Annotated in this window: 22 protein-coding genes; 9 read left to right on the forward strand and 13 right to left on the reverse strand. The window is 64.7% G+C overall.

What is annotated here, in order from left to right; translation table 11 throughout:
- Positions 1-45 precede the first annotated feature (45 nt).
- The 5 genes from EH240_RS34495 to EH240_RS34520 all read right to left on the reverse strand — a co-directional run bounded on the left by EH240_RS34495 (position 46) and on the right by EH240_RS34520 (position 6,104).
- Positions 46-684 carry an alpha/beta hydrolase family protein gene (locus EH240_RS34495; RefSeq protein WP_125006833.1) on the reverse strand — a complete coding sequence of 213 codons (639 nt, stop codon included), beginning with the start codon at positions 682-684 and terminating at the stop codon, positions 46-48.
- A 201-nt stretch (positions 685-885) separates the two neighbouring features.
- Positions 886-2,013: a tetratricopeptide repeat protein gene (locus tag EH240_RS34505; RefSeq protein ID WP_125006855.1), complete on the reverse strand. Its 1,128-nt coding sequence runs from the start codon at positions 2,011-2,013 to the stop codon at positions 886-888.
- Between the two features lie 17 nt (positions 2,014-2,030).
- Positions 2,031-2,939, reverse strand: a complete 909-nt coding sequence (gene ku / locus EH240_RS34510) for a non-homologous end joining protein Ku (protein ID WP_125006834.1) — start codon at positions 2,937-2,939, stop codon at positions 2,031-2,033.
- A 281-nt stretch (positions 2,940-3,220) separates the two neighbouring features.
- Positions 3,221-5,719, reverse strand: coding sequence for a DNA ligase D (ligD, locus tag EH240_RS34515; RefSeq protein ID WP_125006835.1), 2,499 nt, complete (start codon positions 5,717-5,719; stop codon positions 3,221-3,223).
- Positions 5,720-5,879: 160 nt separating this feature from the next.
- Complete coding sequence (locus EH240_RS34520; RefSeq protein WP_125006836.1) at positions 5,880-6,104, reverse strand: hypothetical protein; 225 nt, start codon at positions 6,102-6,104, stop codon at positions 5,880-5,882.
- Positions 6,105-6,281: 177 nt separating this feature from the next.
- On the opposite strand from EH240_RS34520, the gene EH240_RS34525 reads away from it, so the two are divergent.
- Complete coding sequence (locus EH240_RS34525; protein WP_125006837.1) at positions 6,282-6,779, forward strand: GNAT family N-acetyltransferase; 498 nt, start codon at positions 6,282-6,284, stop codon at positions 6,777-6,779.
- Positions 6,780-6,847: 68 nt separating this feature from the next.
- Positions 6,848-7,855: an aldo/keto reductase gene (locus EH240_RS34530; protein WP_125006838.1), complete on the forward strand. Its 1,008-nt coding sequence runs from the start codon at positions 6,848-6,850 to the stop codon at positions 7,853-7,855.
- A gap of 44 nt (positions 7,856-7,899) precedes the next feature.
- Here EH240_RS34530 and EH240_RS34535 read toward each other — a convergent pair whose 3' ends face one another.
- On the reverse strand, positions 7,900-8,127 hold the full coding sequence (locus tag EH240_RS34535; RefSeq protein WP_125006839.1) for a hypothetical protein: 228 nt from the start codon (positions 8,125-8,127) through the stop codon (positions 7,900-7,902).
- Between the two features lie 373 nt (positions 8,128-8,500).
- Between EH240_RS34535 and EH240_RS34540 the strand changes: the two genes are divergently transcribed.
- The gene (locus tag EH240_RS34540) at positions 8,501-9,037 is read left to right on the forward strand and encodes an Hsp20/alpha crystallin family protein (RefSeq protein WP_125006840.1); all 537 of its coding nucleotides are present in this window, start codon (positions 8,501-8,503) and stop codon (positions 9,035-9,037) included.
- Positions 9,038-9,142: 105 nt separating this feature from the next.
- Here EH240_RS34540 and EH240_RS34545 read toward each other — a convergent pair whose 3' ends face one another.
- From EH240_RS34545 to EH240_RS34555, 3 genes are all read right to left on the reverse strand, one after another.
- The gene (locus EH240_RS34545) at positions 9,143-9,772 is read right to left on the reverse strand and encodes a glutathione S-transferase family protein (RefSeq protein WP_125006841.1); all 630 of its coding nucleotides are present in this window, start codon (positions 9,770-9,772) and stop codon (positions 9,143-9,145) included.
- A gap of 213 nt (positions 9,773-9,985) precedes the next feature.
- Positions 9,986-11,167: a flavin-containing monooxygenase gene (locus tag EH240_RS34550; RefSeq protein WP_125006842.1), complete on the reverse strand. Its 1,182-nt coding sequence runs from the start codon at positions 11,165-11,167 to the stop codon at positions 9,986-9,988.
- Positions 11,168-11,371: 204 nt separating this feature from the next.
- A complete protein-coding gene (locus tag EH240_RS34555; protein WP_125006843.1) occupies positions 11,372-11,605 on the reverse strand; it encodes a hypothetical protein in 234 nt (77 codons plus the stop codon).
- A gap of 311 nt (positions 11,606-11,916) precedes the next feature.
- On the opposite strand from EH240_RS34555, the gene EH240_RS34560 reads away from it, so the two are divergent.
- The 5 genes from EH240_RS34560 (at position 11,917) to EH240_RS34580 (ending at position 17,098) form a co-directional block, all read left to right on the forward strand.
- On the forward strand, positions 11,917-12,516 hold the full coding sequence (locus EH240_RS34560; RefSeq protein WP_125006844.1) for a DUF922 domain-containing Zn-dependent protease: 600 nt from the start codon (positions 11,917-11,919) through the stop codon (positions 12,514-12,516).
- A gap of 211 nt (positions 12,517-12,727) precedes the next feature.
- On the forward strand, positions 12,728-13,804 hold the full coding sequence (locus EH240_RS34565; protein ID WP_125006845.1) for an ABC transporter ATP-binding protein: 1,077 nt from the start codon (positions 12,728-12,730) through the stop codon (positions 13,802-13,804).
- 37 nt (positions 13,805-13,841) lie between these two features.
- Entirely contained in the window at positions 13,842-15,170 is a 1,329-nt protein-coding gene (locus EH240_RS34570) for an ABC transporter substrate-binding protein (RefSeq protein WP_125006846.1), read from the forward strand.
- Positions 15,171-15,351: 181 nt separating this feature from the next.
- Complete coding sequence (locus EH240_RS34575; RefSeq protein WP_425374865.1) at positions 15,352-16,203, forward strand: carbohydrate ABC transporter permease; 852 nt, start codon at positions 15,352-15,354, stop codon at positions 16,201-16,203.
- A gap of 1 nt (position 16,204) precedes the next feature.
- Positions 16,205-17,098, forward strand: coding sequence for a carbohydrate ABC transporter permease (locus EH240_RS34580; protein WP_125006848.1), 894 nt, complete (start codon positions 16,205-16,207; stop codon positions 17,096-17,098).
- A gap of 13 nt (positions 17,099-17,111) precedes the next feature.
- Here the strand turns inward: EH240_RS34580 and EH240_RS34585 are convergent, their stop codons facing one another.
- Positions 17,112-17,531, reverse strand: coding sequence for a VOC family protein (locus EH240_RS34585; protein ID WP_125006849.1), 420 nt, complete (start codon positions 17,529-17,531; stop codon positions 17,112-17,114).
- Positions 17,532-17,965: 434 nt separating this feature from the next.
- On the opposite strand from EH240_RS34585, the gene EH240_RS34595 reads away from it, so the two are divergent.
- Positions 17,966-19,174 (forward strand): MFS transporter, encoded by a 1,209-nt coding sequence (locus tag EH240_RS34595; RefSeq protein ID WP_125006851.1) that lies wholly within the window; start codon positions 17,966-17,968, stop codon positions 19,172-19,174.
- A gap of 41 nt (positions 19,175-19,215) precedes the next feature.
- Here the strand turns inward: EH240_RS34595 and EH240_RS34600 are convergent, their stop codons facing one another.
- From EH240_RS34600 to EH240_RS34610, 3 genes are all read right to left on the reverse strand, one after another.
- Complete coding sequence (locus tag EH240_RS34600) at positions 19,216-19,509, reverse strand: DUF1330 domain-containing protein (RefSeq protein WP_125006852.1); 294 nt, start codon at positions 19,507-19,509, stop codon at positions 19,216-19,218.
- Between the two features lie 125 nt (positions 19,510-19,634).
- On the reverse strand, positions 19,635-19,937 hold the full coding sequence (locus EH240_RS34605) for a YdhR family protein (RefSeq protein WP_125006853.1): 303 nt from the start codon (positions 19,935-19,937) through the stop codon (positions 19,635-19,637).
- Between the two features lie 274 nt (positions 19,938-20,211).
- Complete coding sequence (locus tag EH240_RS34610; protein ID WP_125006854.1) at positions 20,212-20,826, reverse strand: LysE family translocator; 615 nt, start codon at positions 20,824-20,826, stop codon at positions 20,212-20,214.
- Between the last annotated feature and the right edge of the window lie 125 nt (positions 20,827-20,951).

A 20,951-nucleotide genomic window follows, 5' to 3' on the forward strand; every position in this document is an offset into this window, starting at 1 on the left:
GGCAGCTTCGCCGCCGGCGCTCTTTTCGCAGCCGATGCGAGCCGCTTAGATCCGCTCCGCCCACGCCTTAATCGTCTCCGCCACCGTCTTCAGATGATCGCCCGCGGAAAACCCCGACACCGCCTTGCGCGGCTTCAGGTCGTGGTCGCCGTCCTCCAGCCAGATCACCTCGATGGCGTCGGAAAGACCGTAGGTCGCGACTTCTTCCTTGGTGCCGAACTCGTCGCGCGTGCCCTGGAAGATCAGCGTCGGCGTCTTCAGGCCGGCGAGGTGTTTTGTCCGCAGTTGCTCGGGCTTGCCCGGGGGATGGAAGGGATAGCCGAGGCAGACCAAGCCGGCGATCTCGCCTTTCGCAAACATCTCGTCGGCGACCATGGAGGCGACCCGCCCGCCCATCGACTTGCCGCCGATGATCAGTTTTCCGGTCACGCCCTTGGCGCGAAGGTCGGCGATCGCCTTCACATATTCTGGGTTCACCGTCTCGGCGCGCGGCGGCGGCTTGCGGTGACCGTAGCGGCGCGCGGCCATGTAGTGGAACTCGAAGCGCGCGACGCGGAAGCCGGCGGTGGCGAAGGCCTTGGCGGTGGCGGCCATCGAGGCGGAGTCCATCGGCGCGCCGGCGCCGTGGGCGAGCAGGATGGCGACGGAGGCGGAGTCCGGGCCGTCGAGGAGGAAGTGGGTCATGGGGCGAGCTTTCTGGAAAGGTCACACTCCGTCCCACCCCCCTCTGCCCTGCCGGGCATCTCCCCCGCAAGGGGGGAGATTGGCAGTTCAGAGGCCCCGCTCACTCTTCCGACGTTGGAGATTGGCGAAAGCGGCCGAGCGCATAATTTCCCCCTTGCGGACCCTTGCGGGGGAGATGGCCGGCAGGCCAGAGGGGGGTGTTCAGGCGCGAACATCTCGCTCACCCGCCATGTGCAAATCCACGAACTGTATTCCCCTCTGCGCAATGCGCGCCCATTCGGAATCCGCGTCGAGCTCCAGATACCGTGCCCACAGCCGCCGCGCTTCCAGCAGATTACCGGCGTCGAACTCCAGTCGGGCGAGGTTGAACACCGGGTCGGCATAGGCCTTGTCGAGCGCGATCGCCTTCTGCAGATGCCTTCGCGCCGAGGCAACCTTGCCCTCGTCGCTCATCAGGCCCGCAAGGTTGAACCAGGCCTCGACGAAGCCCGGATCGAGCTTGATCGCACGCGCATAGTCGTGCGCGGCTTCCGCGACGCGGCCGGCGCCGCGCAGGCAGTTGGCGCGGTTGAAGGCGGCGATGGCGTCCTTGGCGTCGATCGCCATGCAGCGCTGGTAGAGGGCTGCCGCATCGTCGTGGCGCCCCTCCTCTTCCGCGGCTTCCGCCTCGGCGAACAGTTCCTCCAGCGTGTCGTCTCCAAACATTCCCGAATTTGGAGAGCCGAGATCGAACAGAAGCTGGCCGTCGAGCTCGCTCCTGCCCTCATCGAGATAGATCGCGTCCGGCCGGCCATGCCGCGAGCCGAGATTGAGCGACTTGGCGGTGAGCGAGGCGACCGGGCCGGAGCGGTGCACGGAGCGCGCGATCGCGCCCCAGGTGGCGCCGCTGGCGATCAGCCCGGCATATTTCCTGGCCAGGATCAGGTCGCGGAAGGAATAGGGTTCGGCGTCGTGCTCGAAGGCGTCGAACAGAGCCAGCAGGTCGAGATCGTCGCCGGCAAGCCGGGACTGGTCGATGAGCGACTGCCTGGACAGGGACGATGCCTCCGGCGCCTTCATCAGCCCGAGCAGACGCAGGAAGCCGTTCTCGCTAATGAGGGCGCGGCCGGCTTCGCGCTCGGCTTTCGCGCGGCGCTCCAGCTCGGCATCGCCGGCTTTTGCAAGCCCCGCTTTGGCAAGCAGCGCGCGGCCGAACACAACATGGGTGGTGCGCCGCGTGACGCCGCGCCTCAGCTCGGCATGGCGGCGCTCGACCTCGCGCGCGGCGAGCCTGAGCGGAAAGGCGGCCAGCGCGCCGACGACGCCGTAGACGGCGCCGGGAACGATCACTGGCCCTGCACTTCCAGTCACTTCTTGCTCTTGCCGACGGCCTTGAGCAGGTTCGCCTTCAGCGGGTTCTCAGGCGCGCCACCGGCAGCCGCCTTCTTGGCGGGCTTGGCCGGCGCCTCCTCGGCCTTGCTCTTCGACTTGGCCGGGGGCTTGGCCTGCTGCGACAGGCTCGCCTTCAGCGCATCCATCAGGTTGATGACGTTGCCGCGTTCGGGCGCCGCCGCGATGATCGGCTTGTGGCCCTTCAGCTTCTCGCGGATCATCGCCATCAGCGCCACCTCGTAGCGATCCTCATAGTTCTTCGGATCGAAATGGGTTTGCTTCTGCTTGATCAGCGCCTCGGCCAGTTGCAGCATTTCGGGATCCGGCTTGGCATCCGGGATGTTGCCGAAATACTCAGCTGTGCCCCGCACTTCGTTCGGATTCCTCAAGGTGCAGACGAACATGCCGTTCTCGCGCGGACCGATCGTCACCACGCGCTCGCGACTGGAGAGCACAAGGCGCGCAATCGCCAGCTTGCCGGACTTGCGCATCGCCTCACGCAGCACCGCGAAGGTTTCCTCCGCCATGGCGCCGTCGGGCGCCAGGTAATAGGGCGAGTCCTGATAGATGACATCGACCTCGTCCTCGTCGACGAAGGCCTCGATGTTCATCGTGTGGTTGGATTCGATCCTGACCGCCTCGAGGTCGGCGTCATCGATGATGATGTACTGCTTGTCCTCGTATTCGTAGCCCCGGACCAGGTCTGAGCGCTCGACAAGGCCGAGTTCGGGATCGACCGGCTTCATGTTGATGCGGTTGTGGGTCTTCTTGTGCAACTGGTTGAACGAGATGCGCTCGCTCGCGCTGGTGGCCGGATAAAGCCGGACCGGACAGCTGACGAGGCTGAGCTTGAGGTAACCTTTCCAACTTGCCCTGGGCGCCATGATGAACTCCTACGCGGCCATGCACTGACATTCTAGCTTGAGCATGATCCTCTCCAAACCGGTTCCCACTTTTTGGGATCATGCTCTCTGCAGCGCCTTATTCTCGTCCGAAGGACGATTGGCGCCGCGGAAATCCTACACCGACCCCTGATGATACTGCTGAATTCCTAGCGAAGTGTTTGTGGGGCGGGCTGGCGCGGAGAATAATTCAAATTGTAGCGAGATGGAACTGAGACGCTGGCGGGACAGAGGGGGGCGCGAAGGAACGCGACGCTCGTTGTCTATCCCGCCTTGTCCACCACCGGCAGATCCCTGGCAGCCTCATCGATCTCCGCCCACGGATCCCCGGACGTCTCCAGCAATCCCGGCAGCGAGGCGTAGTTCAGGTCCTCGGGCGCGTCGATCGTCTCCAGATCCGTCCAGCTCACCGGAGTCGAGGCCGGCAGGTTGGTGCGGGCGCGCAGCGAATAGGGCGCCGCGGAGGTGTGACCGCGGGCGTTGCGGTGGAAGTCGATGAAGATGCGCTTCTTGCGGTTTTCCTTGCCCATGGTGGTGGTGAAGGTGTCGGGCGCGGTGGCGGCCAGGAAAGTCGATATCGCGCTGCTCGCCTGGTGCAGTTTCTTCCAGTTCTGCTTGCGGGTCACCGGCACGGTGATGTGGATGCCCTTGCCGCCGGAGGTTTTCGCGAAAGGCACAAGGCCGAGGCTTTCCAGCCCGCCCTTTATATGGACGGCAGCCTCCACCACCTCGCGCCAGGATATCCCCTCGCCCGGGTCGAGATCGAAGACGATCTGGTCGGGCTTGTCGAGCTTGGTGCGGTGCGTGCCCCAGGTGTGGAACTCGACGACGCCGAATTGCGCCAGCGCCAGATAGCCCTTGGCGTCCTCGACCGACAGATAGGTCTTGGTCTCGCCTTCCGAATTGGTGCTCTCGAACACCGCCACCGAAGGCGGCATGCCGGTGAAGGCGTGGCGCTGGAAGAAGCAGTCCTGCGGCTTGCCGGTCGGGCAACGCACCAGCGACACCGGGCGGCCGATAATGTGGGGCAGCATGAAATCGCCGACCAGCGCGTAATAAACGGCGATGTCGAGCTTGGTCGGCCCGGTCTTGCCGAACAGCCGCCGCTCCGGATTGGTGACCCAGATGGTGGCGAGGTCAGATTCGGCGATCAGCCGCCGGCGCTTGACCGGGACCGGCGTGGTGAGCCCGCCGATTTCGCGCAGGCCGCGAAAGACAGCATGGCGCAGCGCGTTGTCGGCAGTGCGGTTGGCGTAGTGGATATGGGCCGACAGCAGCGGCTTCACCCAATGCATCTCGCGCATGATCTCGCGCGGCACGCCTTCAGGCGGCGTGGCGCCGGCCGTCAGCCGTTCCAGCCGGGCAAGCAGATCTCTCGCCATGACGCTGTCGAAGCCGGTGCCGACCTTGCCGCGGTAGTGCAATTCGCCGTCCTCGAATTCGGCGAGGCCGAGCGCCGCCAAGCCTTCGGCCCGGTCGGACACGGTGTAGCCGGCAATGACGAAGTCGCCCTTCTTTTGCGCCTTGACCTTGGTCCAGCTCTTGGTGCGGCCGCTCTGGTAGACGGCGTCGGCGCGCTTGGAGACCACGCCTTCGAGTCCCAGTTCCGTCGCCTGGCCGTAGAGCCCGCGCCCATCGCCCTCGACATGGTCGCTGAACTGGATTGCGGAGTTCGCCGCCTGGCCGGCGAGCAATTCGGCAAGCAGCGTCTTACGCTTCAGCAGCGGCGCCTTGCGCAGGTCCCAGCCGTCGAGGTGGAGAAGATCGAAGGCGTAGAAATGCAGCTTCGAGCCGGCGCCCGTGGCCAGCGCGTCCTGCAGCAGCGCGAAGCGGGAAATGCCCTTCTCGTCGAGCACCATGATCTCGCCGTCGATGATCGCCTGGCTCACCGGCAGCCGCGCGAAGGCCTGCGGGAGATCGCCGTAGCGCTTCGTCCAGTCGATGCCGCCGCGGGTGATCAGCCGCACCTCGCCGTCCACGACATGCGCCATGGTGCGGTAGCCGTCGAACTTGATCTCGTGCAGCCAGAGCGTGCCGGTGTCCTCCACCGGTCCGCCCGGCGGCTCCGTCACCTGGGTGGCGAGCTGCGGCTCGATGCGGGTCGGCGGGTCGCCCTTGACCGCCCCGGACAGCGCGCCGGGCTTCAGCGAGCCGGGCTTGGGCGGCAGGCGCTGCGGTTTCTTCGGCGTCGCCGCCAGCTCCTCGATGCGGCGGCCCGTCTTCACGCTTTCCGGCCGCGCTTCGAGGATGTCGAGCCTGGTGTCCGAGGCGAGATCGCGCTCCTTGAACAGCAGCCAGTTCTTCTTGTTCTCGTCCTCGCCGGGTTTTGGTTTCAGGCGGGTCAGCATCCAGCCGCCATTCAGCTTCTCACCGGCCAGCCGGAACTTGAAGGCGCCGGTGCGCAGGCTCTTTTCGACATCCTCCATCGGCGCCCAGGTGCCGGTGTCCCAGACGATCATCGGCCCGCCGCCATATTCGCCCTCGGGGATGACGCCCTCGAAGTCGATATATTCGATGGGGTGGTCCTCGGTCTCGACCGCGAGGCGCTTGTCGGCGGGGTTGAGCGAGGGGCCGCGCGGCACCGCCCAGCTCTTCAGCACGCCGCCGACTTCGAGGCGCAGGTCGTAGTGGTCGGCGGTGGCATGGTGCTTGTGGACGACGAAACGGTTGCCGCCCTCACCCGCCAGTCCGCCCGCCGGTTCCGGCGTGCGGCTGAACTCGCGCTTGGCGCGGTAGGATTTGAGCTTGGAGGGGGCGGGCATGGTTAGGTTGGCGTGGGGGCAGGATGGTCTTGCCGGCGCCGCGTTCCTTCACACCCCCCTCTGTCCTGCCGGACTGTCCGGCAGGACAGAGGGGGGTGCTGTCCCACCAACATTTCGGACTTTCGTGCATCGCAGCGGTGCGAAGTGATAGGCGTCACGCTCAATCGTCAGTCGCCGGCGTCAGTTCCAGTTCGGCGGGCGACAACCCCTGCCTGAGCTGTGAAAGCCGGAACTCGTCGACCCAATAGGCTTCGCCGTCGACCAGCACGCGCGCGCTGTAAGTGCCGCCGGAAAAGCTCCGCGCGGTGACATAGACCTTGTGGCGGTCGAGCGCCTTCTTCACCGCGGCGCGGCGGGAATTCTCTCTGGCGACGGGACTTGCCATGGCCTCACTCGAAACACGCTGCCGCTCAAGCTGGCGGCTGGCTATAAGGATGGCGGAGAGCGCGGGGCGAGTCAATTTAGCGGGGCGATGGAGTTCAATCTCCCCCCACAAGGAGGAAGATTGGCTGTCGCGACGGCCGCGCCCTATTTCGATGAGCACCTAGGAGGAGGCCCCAACATGACCCATATCCGCCCGATGACGAAGAACGACCTGGCGGCCGTCTCGCGGCTGCTCGGCCAGTCCTGGCGGCGCACCTATGCGCCGATCATGGGCGAGGAAAACACGGCCCGACTCTCCGACGAAAGGCATGCCCCGGAGAAGCTCGCGGCCGAACTTGACGACGATGACAAGATGTCCTTCGTGGCCGAGCGGACCGACGGCTCGATCGCCGGCTATGCGATGGCGGAGATGGGCGAACATGGCGACGTCATGCTCGACCGGCTGCATGTCGAACCGGAAGAGTTCGGCAGCGGCCTGGCGGTCGACCTTTTGCATGCGGTGCTCGCCGCCCATGCCGGCATCCCCAGCATCGCGCTGGAGGTGATCGAGGGCAACGACCGGGCGATCGCCTTCTACCGCAAGCACGGTTTCGAGGTGGCCGAGCGCCGGACGGCGGCGCACGGCGTCGGCGGTCACGCCTCGCTGATCATGCGCCGGCTGCTGCCGAGGGCTTGAGGCGCTGGACGGTTCGCGTCGCGGCCCTATAATTTCGCGGGTGCTAATTTCCCACCGGAGACAGACAGATGAGCCTCGGCAAGCAGAAACTCGGCAGCCAGGGGCTCGTCGTCTCTTCGATCGGCCTCGGCTGCATGGGCATGAGCCAGTCCTACGGGCCGGCCGACGAGGCGGAGTCGATCGCAACGATCCACAGGGCGATCGATCTCGGCTGCACCTTCCTCGACACGGCCGAAGTCTACGGGCCTTTCACCAATGAGGAGCTTCTCGGCCGCGCGCTGAAGGGCCGGCGCGATCAGGTGACGATCGCGACAAAATTCGGCTTCCGCATCGTCGACGGCAAGCAGGACGGCACCGGCCGCGACAGCCGGCCCGAGCACATCCGCGAGGTGGTGGAGGCTTCGCTGCAACGGCTCGCCACCGACCATATCGACCTGCTTTACCAGCACCGCGTCGATCCTGATGTGCCGATGGAGGATGTGGCGGGTGCGGTCGGCCAGCTGGTGGCTGAAGGCAAGGTGCGCTTCTTCGGCCTGTCGGAGGCGGGCATCGCCAACATCCGCCGCGCGCATGGCGTGCATCCGGTCTCGGCCCTGCAGAGCGAATATTCGCTCTGGGAGCGCAACCTCGAGCCCGAAATCATCCCGGCGCTTGCCGAACTTGGCATCGGCCTGGTGCCGTTCGCGCCGCTCGGCCGCGGCTTTCTCGCCGGCGACGTCAAGCGCGCGGAAGACTATCCCGAAGGCGATTTCCGCCGCGGCGACCCGCGCTACCAGGGCGAGAATTTCGACGCCAATGTCACGGCGGCCGCCACGGTGCGCGACATCGCCGCCGCTAAGGGCGTGAAGCCCGGCCAGGTGGCGATTGCCTGGCTGCTCGCCAAGGGGCCGGAATTCGGCATCGATATCGTGCCGATCCCCGGCACCAAGCGACGGACTTATCTCGAGGAAAATGTCGCGGCCGCCGACATCGAGCTCGACGCCACCGAGATGCTGGGGCTCGACATGGCGCTGACGCCCGACAAGGTGTCAGGGCCGAGGTATGGTGAGCGAACGATGTCGATGGTGGACCGGTAGGCGCCAGCCAATCTCCCCCTCGAGGCGGAGATCGGCGCCCCTACCTATTTCTTCTTGCAGTCCGGCAACGCCTCCATCGCCTTCCTGGCCTCCCCCTCGCTGGCGTATTTCTTCTTGCCGAGGTCGACGACAAGCGTCCCGTCGGGCTTCTTCGGCACGATCTCGCACTGCTTCGAGACGGCATCCCTGGCGACCCAGTACTCCTCGGCCGCCACGACGGGAAGGCTGACCATGCCGATGGCGAGGATTGCTATGGCGACGGTGCGAACCATTTCCTGGTCTCCATTTGCTTGTGTGTTGCCGGAAAGCAGGGCCAGAACGACGGGCGCCGGGGCGGCGCCGGCACGCTGCTCTCGTCATTTTTTTCACGCAATTCCGAACGCAAAACGCCTGCCCCGCGCTTCCGTTCCAGGCATCCGGCGGCGCCGAAACGGGCATGGAGAAAAACCTTGGCGCGCCGGCAAGGCGGGACTTGACTTCGGCCGGCCGGCCTCCAGATCGATTTTTGCAGATCTCGTGCGAGCGCCGGACATGCAAGGCTGCATTTCGGCCGCCGCCGGTGCGCTGAACGACCGGTCCGGCTAAATGCACAGCCAAGGGCTGTCCGGGCACCGCCCGCATCGCGTGCCAAAAGGAGGAATTGAAATGGCAATTCGTGATCTCATTCCCTGGAACAGGGAAGGCAATCAGGTTCCCGGCTTCTATCGCGACAGCGATCGCGATCCGTTCATGACGCTGCACCGCGAGATGAATCGCCTGCTCGACGACGCGTTCCGCGGCTTCGGTGCCGGATTGCCCTCGTTCGGCGGCGCCTTTGGCGGGCGTCCCGGATGGCCGAGCCTCGAAATCTCCGACACCGGCAGCGAAATCCGCGTCATGGCGGAAGTCCCCGGCATGGAGGAGAAGGACATCGAAGTGATGCTCGACGACGGCGTGCTGACGCTGCGCGGCGAGAGGCGCTCCGAAAGCGAGGACAAGGACAGGCAGTTCTCCGAGCGCTTCTACGGGCGCTTCGAGCGGCGCATTCCGATCGGCGCCGAGGTCGAGGAAGCCAAGGTCAACGCCGCCTTCCACAACGGCGTGCTCACGGTGATCCTGCCGAAGACCCAGCGCGCCCAGGCGAAGGCCAGGCGCATCCCGATCAGCGGCGCCACCACCGGCTCCGCCAAGAGCAAGCATTGACCGCCAAGAACGGCCGGGCGCGCACGAGCAATTCCAGGAAAGGCACAACGGTTTTCCCGTCTGGAATTGCATAAGACAAAGCCCGACGCGCCCGGCTTCTCGCCCTCAGGCAGCCGAATGCGGATCGTCGCTGTAGGGATGGACGGGATAGCCTTCGCCGATCGTCTCGCTCACCCGATCGATCCAGGCACCGACTGCCGGATAATCGGCAAGCGGAAAGCCGCAATCCTCGGCGCGGTGGCTGTAGGCATAGACGGCGATGTCGGCGACGGTGAGCGAGCCGCTGACGAGGAATGGCGTGTCTTGCAGGCTGCGCTCGAGTGCTGCGAGCGCGCGGATGCCCGCCTCGCGCTTGCCGGGAGCAAACGCCTTGTTGCGCTCCAACCGCCCGGTCAGCGTCCAGAAGCGCAGCGAGCCGATGACCGGCTCGACATAATATTGCTCGAAGAACAGCCACTGCATGACCCTGGCGCGCAGATACCGGTTCGCCGGAAGGTAGAGCGTGCCCTCGGCGAGATAGACGAGGATCGCATTGGACTCGGCAATCGCCTCGCCGTCCTCCAGGCCGAGCACCGGAACCGCGCCGGCCGGATTGAGCTTGAGAAAAGCGTCCGTGTGGCTTTCGCCCTCGAAGATCGACACCTGCCGCGTTTCGTAAACGATGCCGAGCAGCCCCAGCAGGACACGCACCTTCCAGGCGTTTTGCGACGGCAGATAATCGTAGAGTGTGAGCATGGCTGGGTCCCCCGGTTTGACTGGGATTGGCTTGGCATGCCGCGGTGCGGGGCGCCACCCGATTTGTGTGTGGTCGGAACCGAGCCCTCCAACGTCATCGCGAGGCACTCCCCTCTGGCCTGCCGGCGATCTCCCCCGCAAGGGGGGAGATTGGATGTCACCCCGGCTTTCGCCAATCGCCCGAGTCGTGGGAGATGGCCGGCGCCGAAACCGCTAATCTCCCCCTTGCGGGGAGATGTCCGGCAGGACAGAGGGGGGTGTGAAGGAACGCAGCCTATCGCATTTGCGCGGCAGCCGCGCCGCGCCGGCAATATCCTTCGCCACCGCCTGAGCCTCGATGCCGATCTCGCGCAGCAGGCCGGTGACCGGGTTGTAGAAGCCGACGAGATAGACGCCGAGGTCGCTCGCGCGGGCATTCACCCCGCTTTTCGCGGGTCGCAGCTCCGCCGGCAGGATGCCGTCATAGCCTGGCCGGTAGCCGGTGGCGAAGATCACGGCGTCGAAGTTTTTCTCCTGCCCGTCGGCGAATCTCGCGCCGTCCTCGGTGAAGCGGGCGATGTCGGGGAGGATGCCGATCCTGCCCGCCTTGATCGCCGCCACGGTGCCGACATCGATGACCGGAATGCGCCCGGCGTCGATCTGCTTGAGGATGCCGGCCTTCGGCCTGACGATGCCGTATTTCTCCAGCCTGCCCAACGCCAGGTCCAGGATTTTTGGAAACATCCAGTCGTTCAGCGCCTGCGGCATCGGCCGGCTGGCGATGCCCACCATCTGGATCGGCACGCCGAAGAGCTGGCGCGGCACGATGTGGACGCCCTTGCGCACCGAGATCGTCGGGCGGGCGCCGCTCTCGGCCAGGTCGAGCGCTATCTCGGCGCCGGTGTTGCCCATGCCGACGACCAGCACGTTCTTGGCCGTATAGGGCGCGGCCTCGGTGTAGGCGGCGCTGTGCAGCACCTCTCCCTTGAACGCCTCGATACTGGGAAACCCCGGCATGATCGGCTCTGCATTGTTGCCGGTGGCGATCACGATCTTGCGGGCGCCGATCTCGCCGGCATCGGTCTCGACCAGGAATTTCTCGCCCGCGCGGCGGATGGATTTCACCGTCACGCCGAAACGCGGCTCGAGGCCGAAACGCTCGGCATAGGCATCGAGATAGGCGACCACTTTTTCGCGCGGGACGTAGCGGGGGTGGCTTTTGGGGAACGGCATGAAGGGCAGCGAGGAGAAGGACTTCACCGTGTGCAGATGCAGCCGCCGGTAATGCCGCCGCCAGGCCGGCGCCACCTCGCCGGCCTTTTCGAGGATGGTGAAATCGACGCCAGCCTGTTTCAGGCAGGCGCCGACGGCAAGACCGGCCGGCCCCGCGCCGACAATGACGACATTGGTGTCCAAAATAGCCTCCTCCCCCAATAAGCGGGAAGAAGCTATGCCTGCGATGCCCGAGGGACAAGTAGGGGGAAATCACCTAAGGCAGATCGCGTGAAAAAAGGATTCACGCGACCTGCTTTAAGTCTTTGATTTAAGCATGTCTTTGTCCCGAAACCGCTGCACACTTTCGGGAGACATGCTTTAGCCTTTCCCTCGACGGGGAAAGGGCTAGTCCGTCCCACTCTGTATCGCGGGCTCGTCCTCGGGTGGTTCCAAAATCTCGATCAGTCGTGCCACGCGGGTGCCTGGCATCGCACGGCCCTCATTCACCAGCGCTTCGTCGGCGCTGATCCAGGCAAAGGCCTCGCGCAGTTCCTCGATATTGGCGCCGGTGAGCGCGATGTCGGCGATGACGGCCTCATCGACCGGACCAAGCACGGAAATGATCTCGTCGCGGGTCATCCTTGTCCTCCCCATGGGTCGAGACGATGCCAAGGAAACGGCGGACGGGTGGAGCGGGTTCCGGGGCGGAGGCTAATCTCCCCACTTGAAGGGGGAGATTGACCGCGAAGCGGTCAGAGGGGTCGTCTCGCGTAGAGTGCGATCTCATCTCCACCGCATATGACGTTGGCGCTTCAGGCGCTGCGACCCCCTCTGTCGCCTTCGGCGACATCTCCCCCTCAAGTGGGGAGATTAGGCGCCGCGCCGTCTTTGCTCTCGCCCCGACAACCGCTATGCACGAAGCCTCGCGCGAAAATCCCACCCGAGTCCTTATGAAGCCCGCCCTGCTGCTTTCCGCCCTGCTGCTCGCCACGCCCGCCTTCGCCGACTGGAAGCCGGTCGAGACGGTCGCGACCTATGCCGTCTCCGGCCAGACGGTGGAGGAGCTCTATGTCTCGATCGGCGAGAAAGGCCCGGTAATCGGCAAGGACTCGGCCGGCAATGAGCGGCGGGCGATCGCGCACACCAATTTCAAGCTGACCTGGCAGCGGGATTACCGGCCGGAGAGTAGTGCCTGCGTGCTGAAGTCGGCGCGGCCGAAGCTCATCATCACCTACACGCTGCCCAAGCCCTCGGCAAAACTTGCCCCCGCCGTGCGGGCGCGCTGGGACGCGTTTGCAGCCGGGCTCGCCGCGCATGAGAAGGTGCACGGCGCCGGCATCGTCGACATGGTGGGCAAGATCGTCGCCTTCAGCACTGGCCTCACCGTCGCCGACGATCCCGGCTGCACCAAGATCAGGGCCGAGCTGACGCAATATCTCGACCAGCTTTCCAAGGCGCAGCGCCAGGCCAGCCGAGACTTCGACAAGGTTGAGTTCGGCGCGGGCGGGAACCTGCAGAAGTTGATCGCGGCATTTTTGATCGGCGGATGAGAGCGTCCTCAACGACGAAAGTATAAGGGCGCGCGCCGCGGCTTTACAGGCGGATTTGGTAGCGCTACCGTTTCACAGTCGCGTGACCCGGGGGGAGCTGGGGCAAACGTCGCCGACGCCAGTGGTGGATGCTTGCCGGCATCCGTTTCAGCCACACCTTGATTAGAAACGGCTCCCGCGAGACCTCGCAGGGACCACCGGGAGGAATTCGATGGCGTCTGTCGCGATTGGCGATGTCTACAAATCGTTCGGAGCCACCCAGATTCTGCATGGGGTCAGCGTCGACATAGAAGACGGCGAGTTCGTCACGCTGGTCGGGCCCTCGGGCTGCGGAAAATCGACCCTTCTGCGGATGATTGCCGGCCTGGAAAAAATCTCGCGCGGCCATATCTCGATCGGCAGCCGTATCGTCAACGACGTTGCGCCGAAGGAGCGCGACGTGGCCATGGTCTTCCAGAACTACGCGCTCTATCCGCACATGACGGTCGCCGAGAACATGGCGTTCTCGCTCATGCTCAAGGGTGTCCCGAAGGCGCAAAGCGATGCGGGAGTGAAGCGGGCGGCCGAAATCCTCGGGCTGGTGCCGCTCTTGTCGCGCTATCCGCGCCAGCTTTCCGGCGGCCAGCGCCAGCGCGTCGCCATGGGCCGGGCGATCGTGCGCAATCCGCAGGTGTTCCTGTTCGACGAGCCGCTCTCTAATCTCGACGCCAAGCTCAGGGTCCAGATGCGCGCCGAGATCAAGGAACTGCACCAGCGGCTGAAGACGACGACGGTCTACGTCACCCACGACCAGATCGAGGCCATGACCATGGCCGACAAGATCGTGGTCATGCATGACGGCGTCGTCGAGCAGATCGGACCGCCGCTGGAACTCTACGACCGGCCAAACAACCTCTTCGTCGCAAGCTTCATCGGCTCGCCCGCCATGAACCTGCTCAAGGGCACATTCGCCAACGATGGCGCGCCTTCTTTCCGTGGCGCGGGAGGCATTTCCGTGCCTTTGCCGAAACCACCCTCGATCGGCAACGGCGAGGCCATGGTGCTCGGAGTACGGCCCGAGCATCTGCGGCTGGCCGACGACGGCATCCTGGTCACGGTGGTGGTGATCGAGCCAACCGGCTCGGAAGTGCAGATCATCGGCCGGACGGCCGGCGGCGAGGACATCGTCGCCAATTTCCGGGAACGCCATTCCTTCGCGCCGGGAGAAACCATCCGGCTGTCGGTCGAGCCTGGCCCCATCCACCTGTTCCACGGCGAGACGGGCCAGCGGATCGAAGCGGCGCGCTAGAGCCACGCAACGAGGAATCATAGAGGAGGAGACGAGCATGAAGTTCACCAGACGCGACGTGATCCGCACGACCGCCGGCGCGGCGGTAGCGGGAGCCTTGGGCAGCCGGTTCGTCGGCTCGAGCGCCTTCGCCCAGGAGGGCCTGACCTACAAGCCCGAGGAAGGCGCGAAGCTCAGGCTGCTGCGCTGGTCGCCTTTCGTGCAGGGCGACGAGGACCAGTGGCTCAAAAATACCAAGCGGTTCACTGAAGCGACGGGCGTCGATGTGCGCGTCGACAAGGAGAGCTGGGAAGACATCCGGCCCAAGGCGGCGGTCGCCGCCAATGTCGGCTCCGGCCCCGACCTGATGCTCGTCTGGTTCGACGACCCGCACCAGTATCCCGACAAGCTGCTCGACGTGACTGAACTGGGCGACTATCTCGGCAAGAAGTATGGCGGCTGGCACGACGGTCCGAAGCAGTATGCGACGCGCGAGGGCAAGTTCCTCGGCCTGCCGCTCGCCACAATCGGCAACGCCATCGTCTATCGCGAAAGCTGGGTGAAGGAGGCCGGCTTCTCCGAATTCCCGAAGGACACGGCGGGCTTCCTCGAGCTTTGCAAGGCGCTGAAGGCGAAAGGGCATCCGGCCGGCTTCACGCATGGCCACGGCGTCGGCGACGGCAACAACTACGCGCATTGGCTGCTGTGGAGCCATGGCGGACAGATGGTCGACGAAGCGGGCAAGGTGACGATCAACAGCCCAGAGACGCTCAAGGCGATCCAGTATGCGCAGGAGCTCTACAAGACCTTCATCCCCGGAACCGAAAGCTGGCTCGACGTCAACAACAACCGCGCCTTCCTGGCCGGCGAGGTGAGCGTGATCGCCAACGGGATCTCGGTCTACAACACGGCCAAGGTCAACAAGGACAAGGATCCGAAGCTGACCGAAATCGCCAAGGACATGCGCACGACCAACATGCCGATCGGTCCGGTCGGAAAGTCGGTCGAGCTGTACCAGGTGACCACCGCCGTCATCTTCGGCTACACGCCCTACCCCAACGCGGCCAAAGCCTATCTGCAGTTCATGTTCGAGGATCCGCAGATGTCGGACTGGATCACGTCGTCGGCCGGCTATTGCTGCCAGACGCTGAAGGCCTTCGACAGCAATCCGGTGTGGAAGGCCGACCCGAACAACGCGGCCTATGCGAAAGCCTCGGCGACGCTGCGCCCCAACGGCTATGCCGGGCCGCTCGGCTACGCCTCGGCCGCGACCATGGCCGACTATGTGCTGGTCGACATGTTCGCCAAGGCGGTGACCGGACAGGCGACGCCGCAGGAAGCGATGGAAGAGGCCGAAAAGCGCGCCAACCGCTACTATCGCGTCTGATCCTGTTCGCCGGGGTGCCGCGCCTTTCGTCCGGAGGCGTCCGGAACGAAGAGCGAGCGCCCCGTTCTACCAGACCTCGCAGGGAGTCCGCGCCATGGCCGTGCCATCCGTTGCCGTTCAGCGGCGTCCGTCATTCCTGTCGCGGCTGGCAGAGAGCCGCAACACGCTTGGCCTCGGCTTCATGCTGCCGGCGGCAGCGCTGCTCCTGGTCTTTCTCACCTATCCGCTGGGGCTGGGCGTCTGGCTCGGCTTCACCGACACCCGCATCGGCCGCCCCGGCATCTATATCGGCGTCGAGAACTACGAATATCTTTGGAGCGACAGCGTGTTCTGGCTGTCGGTCTTCAACACTCTGCTCTACACGGTCAGCGCTTCGACCCTGAAATTCATGCTCGGCCTTTGGCTGGCTCTCATCCTCAACGAAAAACTGCCCTTCAAGTCGTTCTTCCGCGCGGTGGTGCTGCTGCCCTGGGTGGTGCCGACCGTGCTGTCGGCCATCGCCTTCTGGTGGATCTACGATTCGCAGTTCTCGATCCTGTCCTGGGCGCTGCAGCAGATGGGCCTGATCGACCACCGAATCAATTTCCTCGGCGATCCGACCAACGCGCGCGCTTCCGTCATCGCCGCCAATGTCTGGCGCGGCATCCCGTTCGTCGCCATCACGCTGCTTGCCGGCCTGCAGACGATCCCGCAGTCGCTCTACGAGGCCGCCACGCTCGACGGCGCCAGCCGCTGGCAGCTGTTCCGCCATGTGACGCTGCCGCTGCTGACGCCGATCATCGCCATCACCATGACCTTCTCGGTGCTGTTCACCTTCACCGATTTCCAGCTGATCTATGTGCTGACCCGCGGCGGGCCGGTGAACGCCACCCACCTGATGGCGACATTGTCGTTCCAGCGCGGCATTTCCGGGGGCCAGCTCGGCGAAGGCGCGGCAATCGCGGTCGCCATGATCCCCTTCCTGCTGGCGGCGATCCTGTTCAGCTATTTCGGCCTGCAGCGGCGCAGGTGGCAGCAAGGCGGTGGAGACTGACATGGCCGCGATCAAGCAAGTCGAGCGCCCGGACACCGACGAAGGCGGCATGGGCTACCTGCAGAGCCTGCCGCGCAAGGTGGTGACGGTCTATCTGCCGCTCCTGGTGTTTCTGATCGTGCTGTTGTTTCCGTTCTACTGGATGACGATCACGGCGGTTAAACCCAATGTCGAGATGACCGACTATGTGAACTTCAATCCGTTCTGGGTCGTGCATCCGACGCTGGAGCACATTCGCTACCTGCTCTTCGAGACCTCCTATCCGGGCTGGCTGCTCAACACGGTCATCATTTCGACCGCCGCCACCTTCCTGTCGCTGGCGGCCGCGGTGCTCGCCGCCTATGCCATCGAAAGGCTGAGGTTCTCGGGCGCGCGTCAGGTTGGGCTTGCCGTCTTCCTCGCCTATCTCGTGCCGCCCTCGATCCTGTTCATCCCGCTGTCGGTGATGGTGTTCAACCTCGGCCTCTACGACACGCCTTTCGCGCTGATCCTCACCTACCCGACTTTCCTGATCCCGTTCTGCACCTGGCTGTTGATGGGCTACTTCCGTTCGATCCCCTTCGAGCTGGAGGAATGCGCGCTGATCGACGGTGCAAGCCGCTGGCAGATCCTCACCAAGATCGTGCTGCCGCTGTCGGTGCCCGGCCTGATCTCTGCCGGCATCTTCGCCTTCACGCTATCCTGGAACGAATTCATCTACGCGCTGACCTTCATCCAGTCGTCGGAGAAGAAGACTGTGCCGGTCGGCGTGCTCACCGAGTTGGTTCGCTCCGACGTCTATGAATGGGGAGCGCTGATGGCGGGAGCGCTGATCGGCTCGCTGCCGGTCGTCGTGCTCTATTCCTTCTTCGTCGAGCACTACGTGTCCTCGATGACGGGCGCGGTGAAGGAATGAGGGAGGAAGTGCTCTAGTAGCTGATCTCCACCGCCGCCGCGCTCCGCTTCGCCTCGCCGTGGAACACCGCCTCGATGTTGTTGCCGTCGGGGTCGAGCAGGAAGCACGCGTAGTAGCCGGGGTGGTAGGGGCGCTCGCCCGGCGCGCCGTTGTCCTTGCCGCCGGCGGCGAGGCCGGCCTTGTAAAAGGCGTCGACCATGGTGCGGTCCCTCGCCTGGAAGGCGAGATGGTGGCGGCCGGTGAGCACGCCGAGCGCCGCGCGGCTGTCGGGGCTGGAGACGAACAGCTCGTCGGCCCAGAAATAATCCTGCGCCTCGCCGCCGACCGGGATGCCCAGCACCTCGAACACCGCGCCGTAGAAACGCCGGCTGGCCTTCAGGTCGCGCACCACAAGCTGGATGTGGTCGATGAGCCGGCCGCGATAGAGTTCCATGGGTGGTGCCTCCTGGTTGAGAGGGGTCAATCTAGAAGGGACTGGCGGACGGTCAATGAGAAGCGTTGTGCTCTGCTGACACTTGGGGACGACGGCGGGACAGTACCCCCCTCTGTCCTGCCGGACATCTCCCCCGCAGGGGATCCGCAAGGGGGGAGATCGGCTTTCATCTCGGCTTTCGCAAATTTTCAACGCTGCAGGGGATGGCGCGGCATTCAAACAGCCGATCTCCCCCCTTGCGGGGGAGATGTCCGGCAGGACAGAGGGGGGTGTGAAGGAACGCCGACTTCTGCGAGATAGGCACAAAAAATCCGGTTAAAAAATGCAACCGGATTGTAGGATCGGCCTCGCCTGCGGCGTCCTTCGGACGCAAGCGGCACGATGAGCCTGGAAAAACCGTGCCGCATCAAACAGGATGCCTTACGGAGAAAACCATGAAGCTTTCCTATCGTTGGGTCATCGTCGCGGCTGGCGCGCTGATGACCTGTGTGGCGCTCGGCGCGATGTTCTCGCTGGCGATCTTTCTCGAGCCGATGTCGCTCGACACCAACTGGTCGCGCGCCGGCATTTCCAGCGCCATGACGCTGAATTTCTTGGTCATGGGCGTCGGCGGCTTCGCCTGGGGCGCGATCTATGACCGCTTGGGCGCCCGCCCCGTCGTGCTTGCCGGCGCGGTGCTCCTCGGCCTGGCATTGGTGGTGGCGAGCCGCGCCAACTCACTTCTCGTCTTCCAGCTTAGCTACGGCGTGATCGTGGGCCTCGCCGCCAGCGCCTTCTTCGCGCCGATGATCGCGCTCACTACCACCTGGTTCGACACCAACCGCAGCCTCGCCGTGTCGCTGGTCTCGGCCGGCATGGGGGTGGCGCCGATGACCATCTCGCCCTTCGCCCGCTGGCTGATCTCGGCCTATGACTGGCGCACCGCCATGTTCGACATCGGCGTCATGGCCTGGGTGCTTCTGCTGCCCGCCGTGTTGCTGGTGCGCCAGCCGCCGGCGGCGGCAGCGCGAGCGGACGGAACGCCGCAGCCCGCCGCGGACGATCCCGGCATGAGTGTGAGCCAAGCCCTGCGCTCGCCGCAATTCTTGGTGCTCGGCCTCACCTTCTTCGCCTGCTGCGCGGCCCATTCAGGCCCGATCTTCCACATGGTGAGCTATGCGATGGCTTGCGGCGTAGCGCCGATGGCCGCCGTCTCGATCTACAGCGTCGAGGGCCTTGCCGGCCTCGGCGGGCGCGTGCTCTACGGGGTGCTTGCCGACCGACTGGGTGTCAAGCCGGTGCTGATTGCCGGCCTCGCCATCCAGGGCGCGGTGATCGCCGCCTATCTCGCCGCCGGCCGGCTCGAGCACTTCTATATACTGGCCGTCATCTTCGGCGCCACCTATGGCGGCGTCATGCCGCTCTACGCGGTGCTGGCGCGCGAATATTTCGGCGGCCGCATCATCGGCACCGTGCTCGGCGCCGCCACCATGCTCTCCAGCCTCGGCATGTCGTTCGGCCCGCTCGCCGGCGGCATGATCTATGATGCCTATGCCAGCTATTCCTGGCTGTTCATCGGCTCGGCGCTGGTCGGCCTCGGCGCCGCCGGCATCGCCATCGCCTTCCCGCCGCAGCCGAGCCGGCAGCGGCTGCAGATGGCGTGAGCTGGGCTGCTCGCCTCCGCTGTCTCGGGGGCGAGCAACTGCTAAGCCGGCATCCCTTCGAGGGCTATGATGCGCGTGTGGGCGCAGCGGAAGCGAATTTGCTTCAGCCTCTCATACTCCGGCGAGTCGTACCATGCGGTGAGCGCGGCCATGTCGGGAAATTCGATTATGACCAGGCGGTGCGGCTCCCAGTCGCCTTCAAGCACCCGCGTCGCGCCCCCGCGCGCGAGATAGTGCCCGCCAAAGCGCGCCTCGGTCGCCGGAACCTCCAGCCTGTACTGCTCGAACACGGCCGCGTCGGTGATATCGACGTCGGCAATCAGATAGGCGGCCATCCTTGTCCCTCCTTCTCAAAGGACATCAGCCATATTAGATGAATCGCACGGCATCGTTTCGGTCGGCGATCTGCGGGGCGAATCGAAAGGGGTCGACGCACCTATTGCTGCGGGTATCCTTAGTGCTACTTCACCGGGCCACGGGTAATGGTCGTGAGTTCCGCGATCACGTCAAACGCCTTGATGCTCAACGTCGGGTCACCTTTCATCTCCGCAATAATTGGCCCGTCCACGAAGGACTGCGCGGCGGCGTCATCGTCGAACAGGTAAATCCCGCCGGCTTCGCTTTGGGCCTCGTTTATGATCCAGACTTTCCAGCGCAGGCCAGGTATGTCCGCGATGGGTTGAGCATAGGGCAAGTTTTCTTTCTCATACTCAGCCCTTGGCTCGTTAAGCTTATAGTTTATTTGCAGAATTTTGCCCGACATGTCTTTCCTCCCTTATTGTCTGTAGTGGCGAATGGATTTATCAAGTCATCTCAACGGGGATCCGCTGCCCATGCTTCGATCGCCGCGTACCCCCTCCGCAAATCTTTGGCGACGGGACGAACCGACCCGGCGCGTCTGTGGAAATTCCCGAAAGGCCGATTAACTCAAATTGCTTCGCCAACCGCGGTTGAAAGGTTATATTAGTGTCAGCTCATATCAAAGACCGATCGCGGGGCCCCGGCCTCGGCTGGCAAGGGCGCGAAATCCATTTGCGTCAGTTCCTGAGCGCGATGCTCGCCGCGGCGCCACCCATGCAAACTGCGGCACCGCGGTTGAACAGGCGCGTGGCGCGCGGCGACTGCAAGGTGTGCCGCGTGCCGGCGCCGGCGATGGCGAAGGGGAACTGCACGACCGCGAGGATGATGGCGGTGATGGCCAGAAGGATCGGCACGTCGAGCGCGGACAGCGCGCCGAGGTCGACCACCGTCGGCAGGATGGAAATGTAGAACAGCACCGATTTCGGGTTGCCGAGTGTGACCAGCACGCCGGAGAGGAAGACGTTGCCGCTGCTCTTCGCCGCGCCGGCTTCCGATGCCTGGAACGTCTCGCCCGCCTTCCAGAACTGGGCGGCAAGCCAGCAGAGATAGGCGACGCCCGCCCATTTGATGGCGATCAAAAGAAAGCTGAAAGTCTCGGCGATGAAGACAAGGCCGGCGAGCACCGCCGCAAGGTAGAGCACGTCGCCCAGCACCATGCCGGCGGTCATCCAGGCCGCCTGCCGGTAGCCGCTGCGCAGCGCCTGCGCCACGATGGCGACGATCTGCGGCCCCGGGATGATGGCGGCGATCGCCAGCGCGCCGGAATAGGCGGCAAAGCCCGACAATGTCATTGGTGTTGTGTCCTTTGAGGTGAGGTGGAGGGAGGACAATCGGAGGGCGGGGCGATGGTGTCAACCGGTTGGCATAGAACAAAGAAGGCGCTGTCGACGCAGCTGCTGATCACCCCCAAGTGGGA

It is taken from the genome of Mesorhizobium tamadayense (assembly GCF_003863365.1).
Lineage (GTDB): Bacteria > Pseudomonadota > Alphaproteobacteria > Rhizobiales > Rhizobiaceae > Mesorhizobium > Mesorhizobium tamadayense.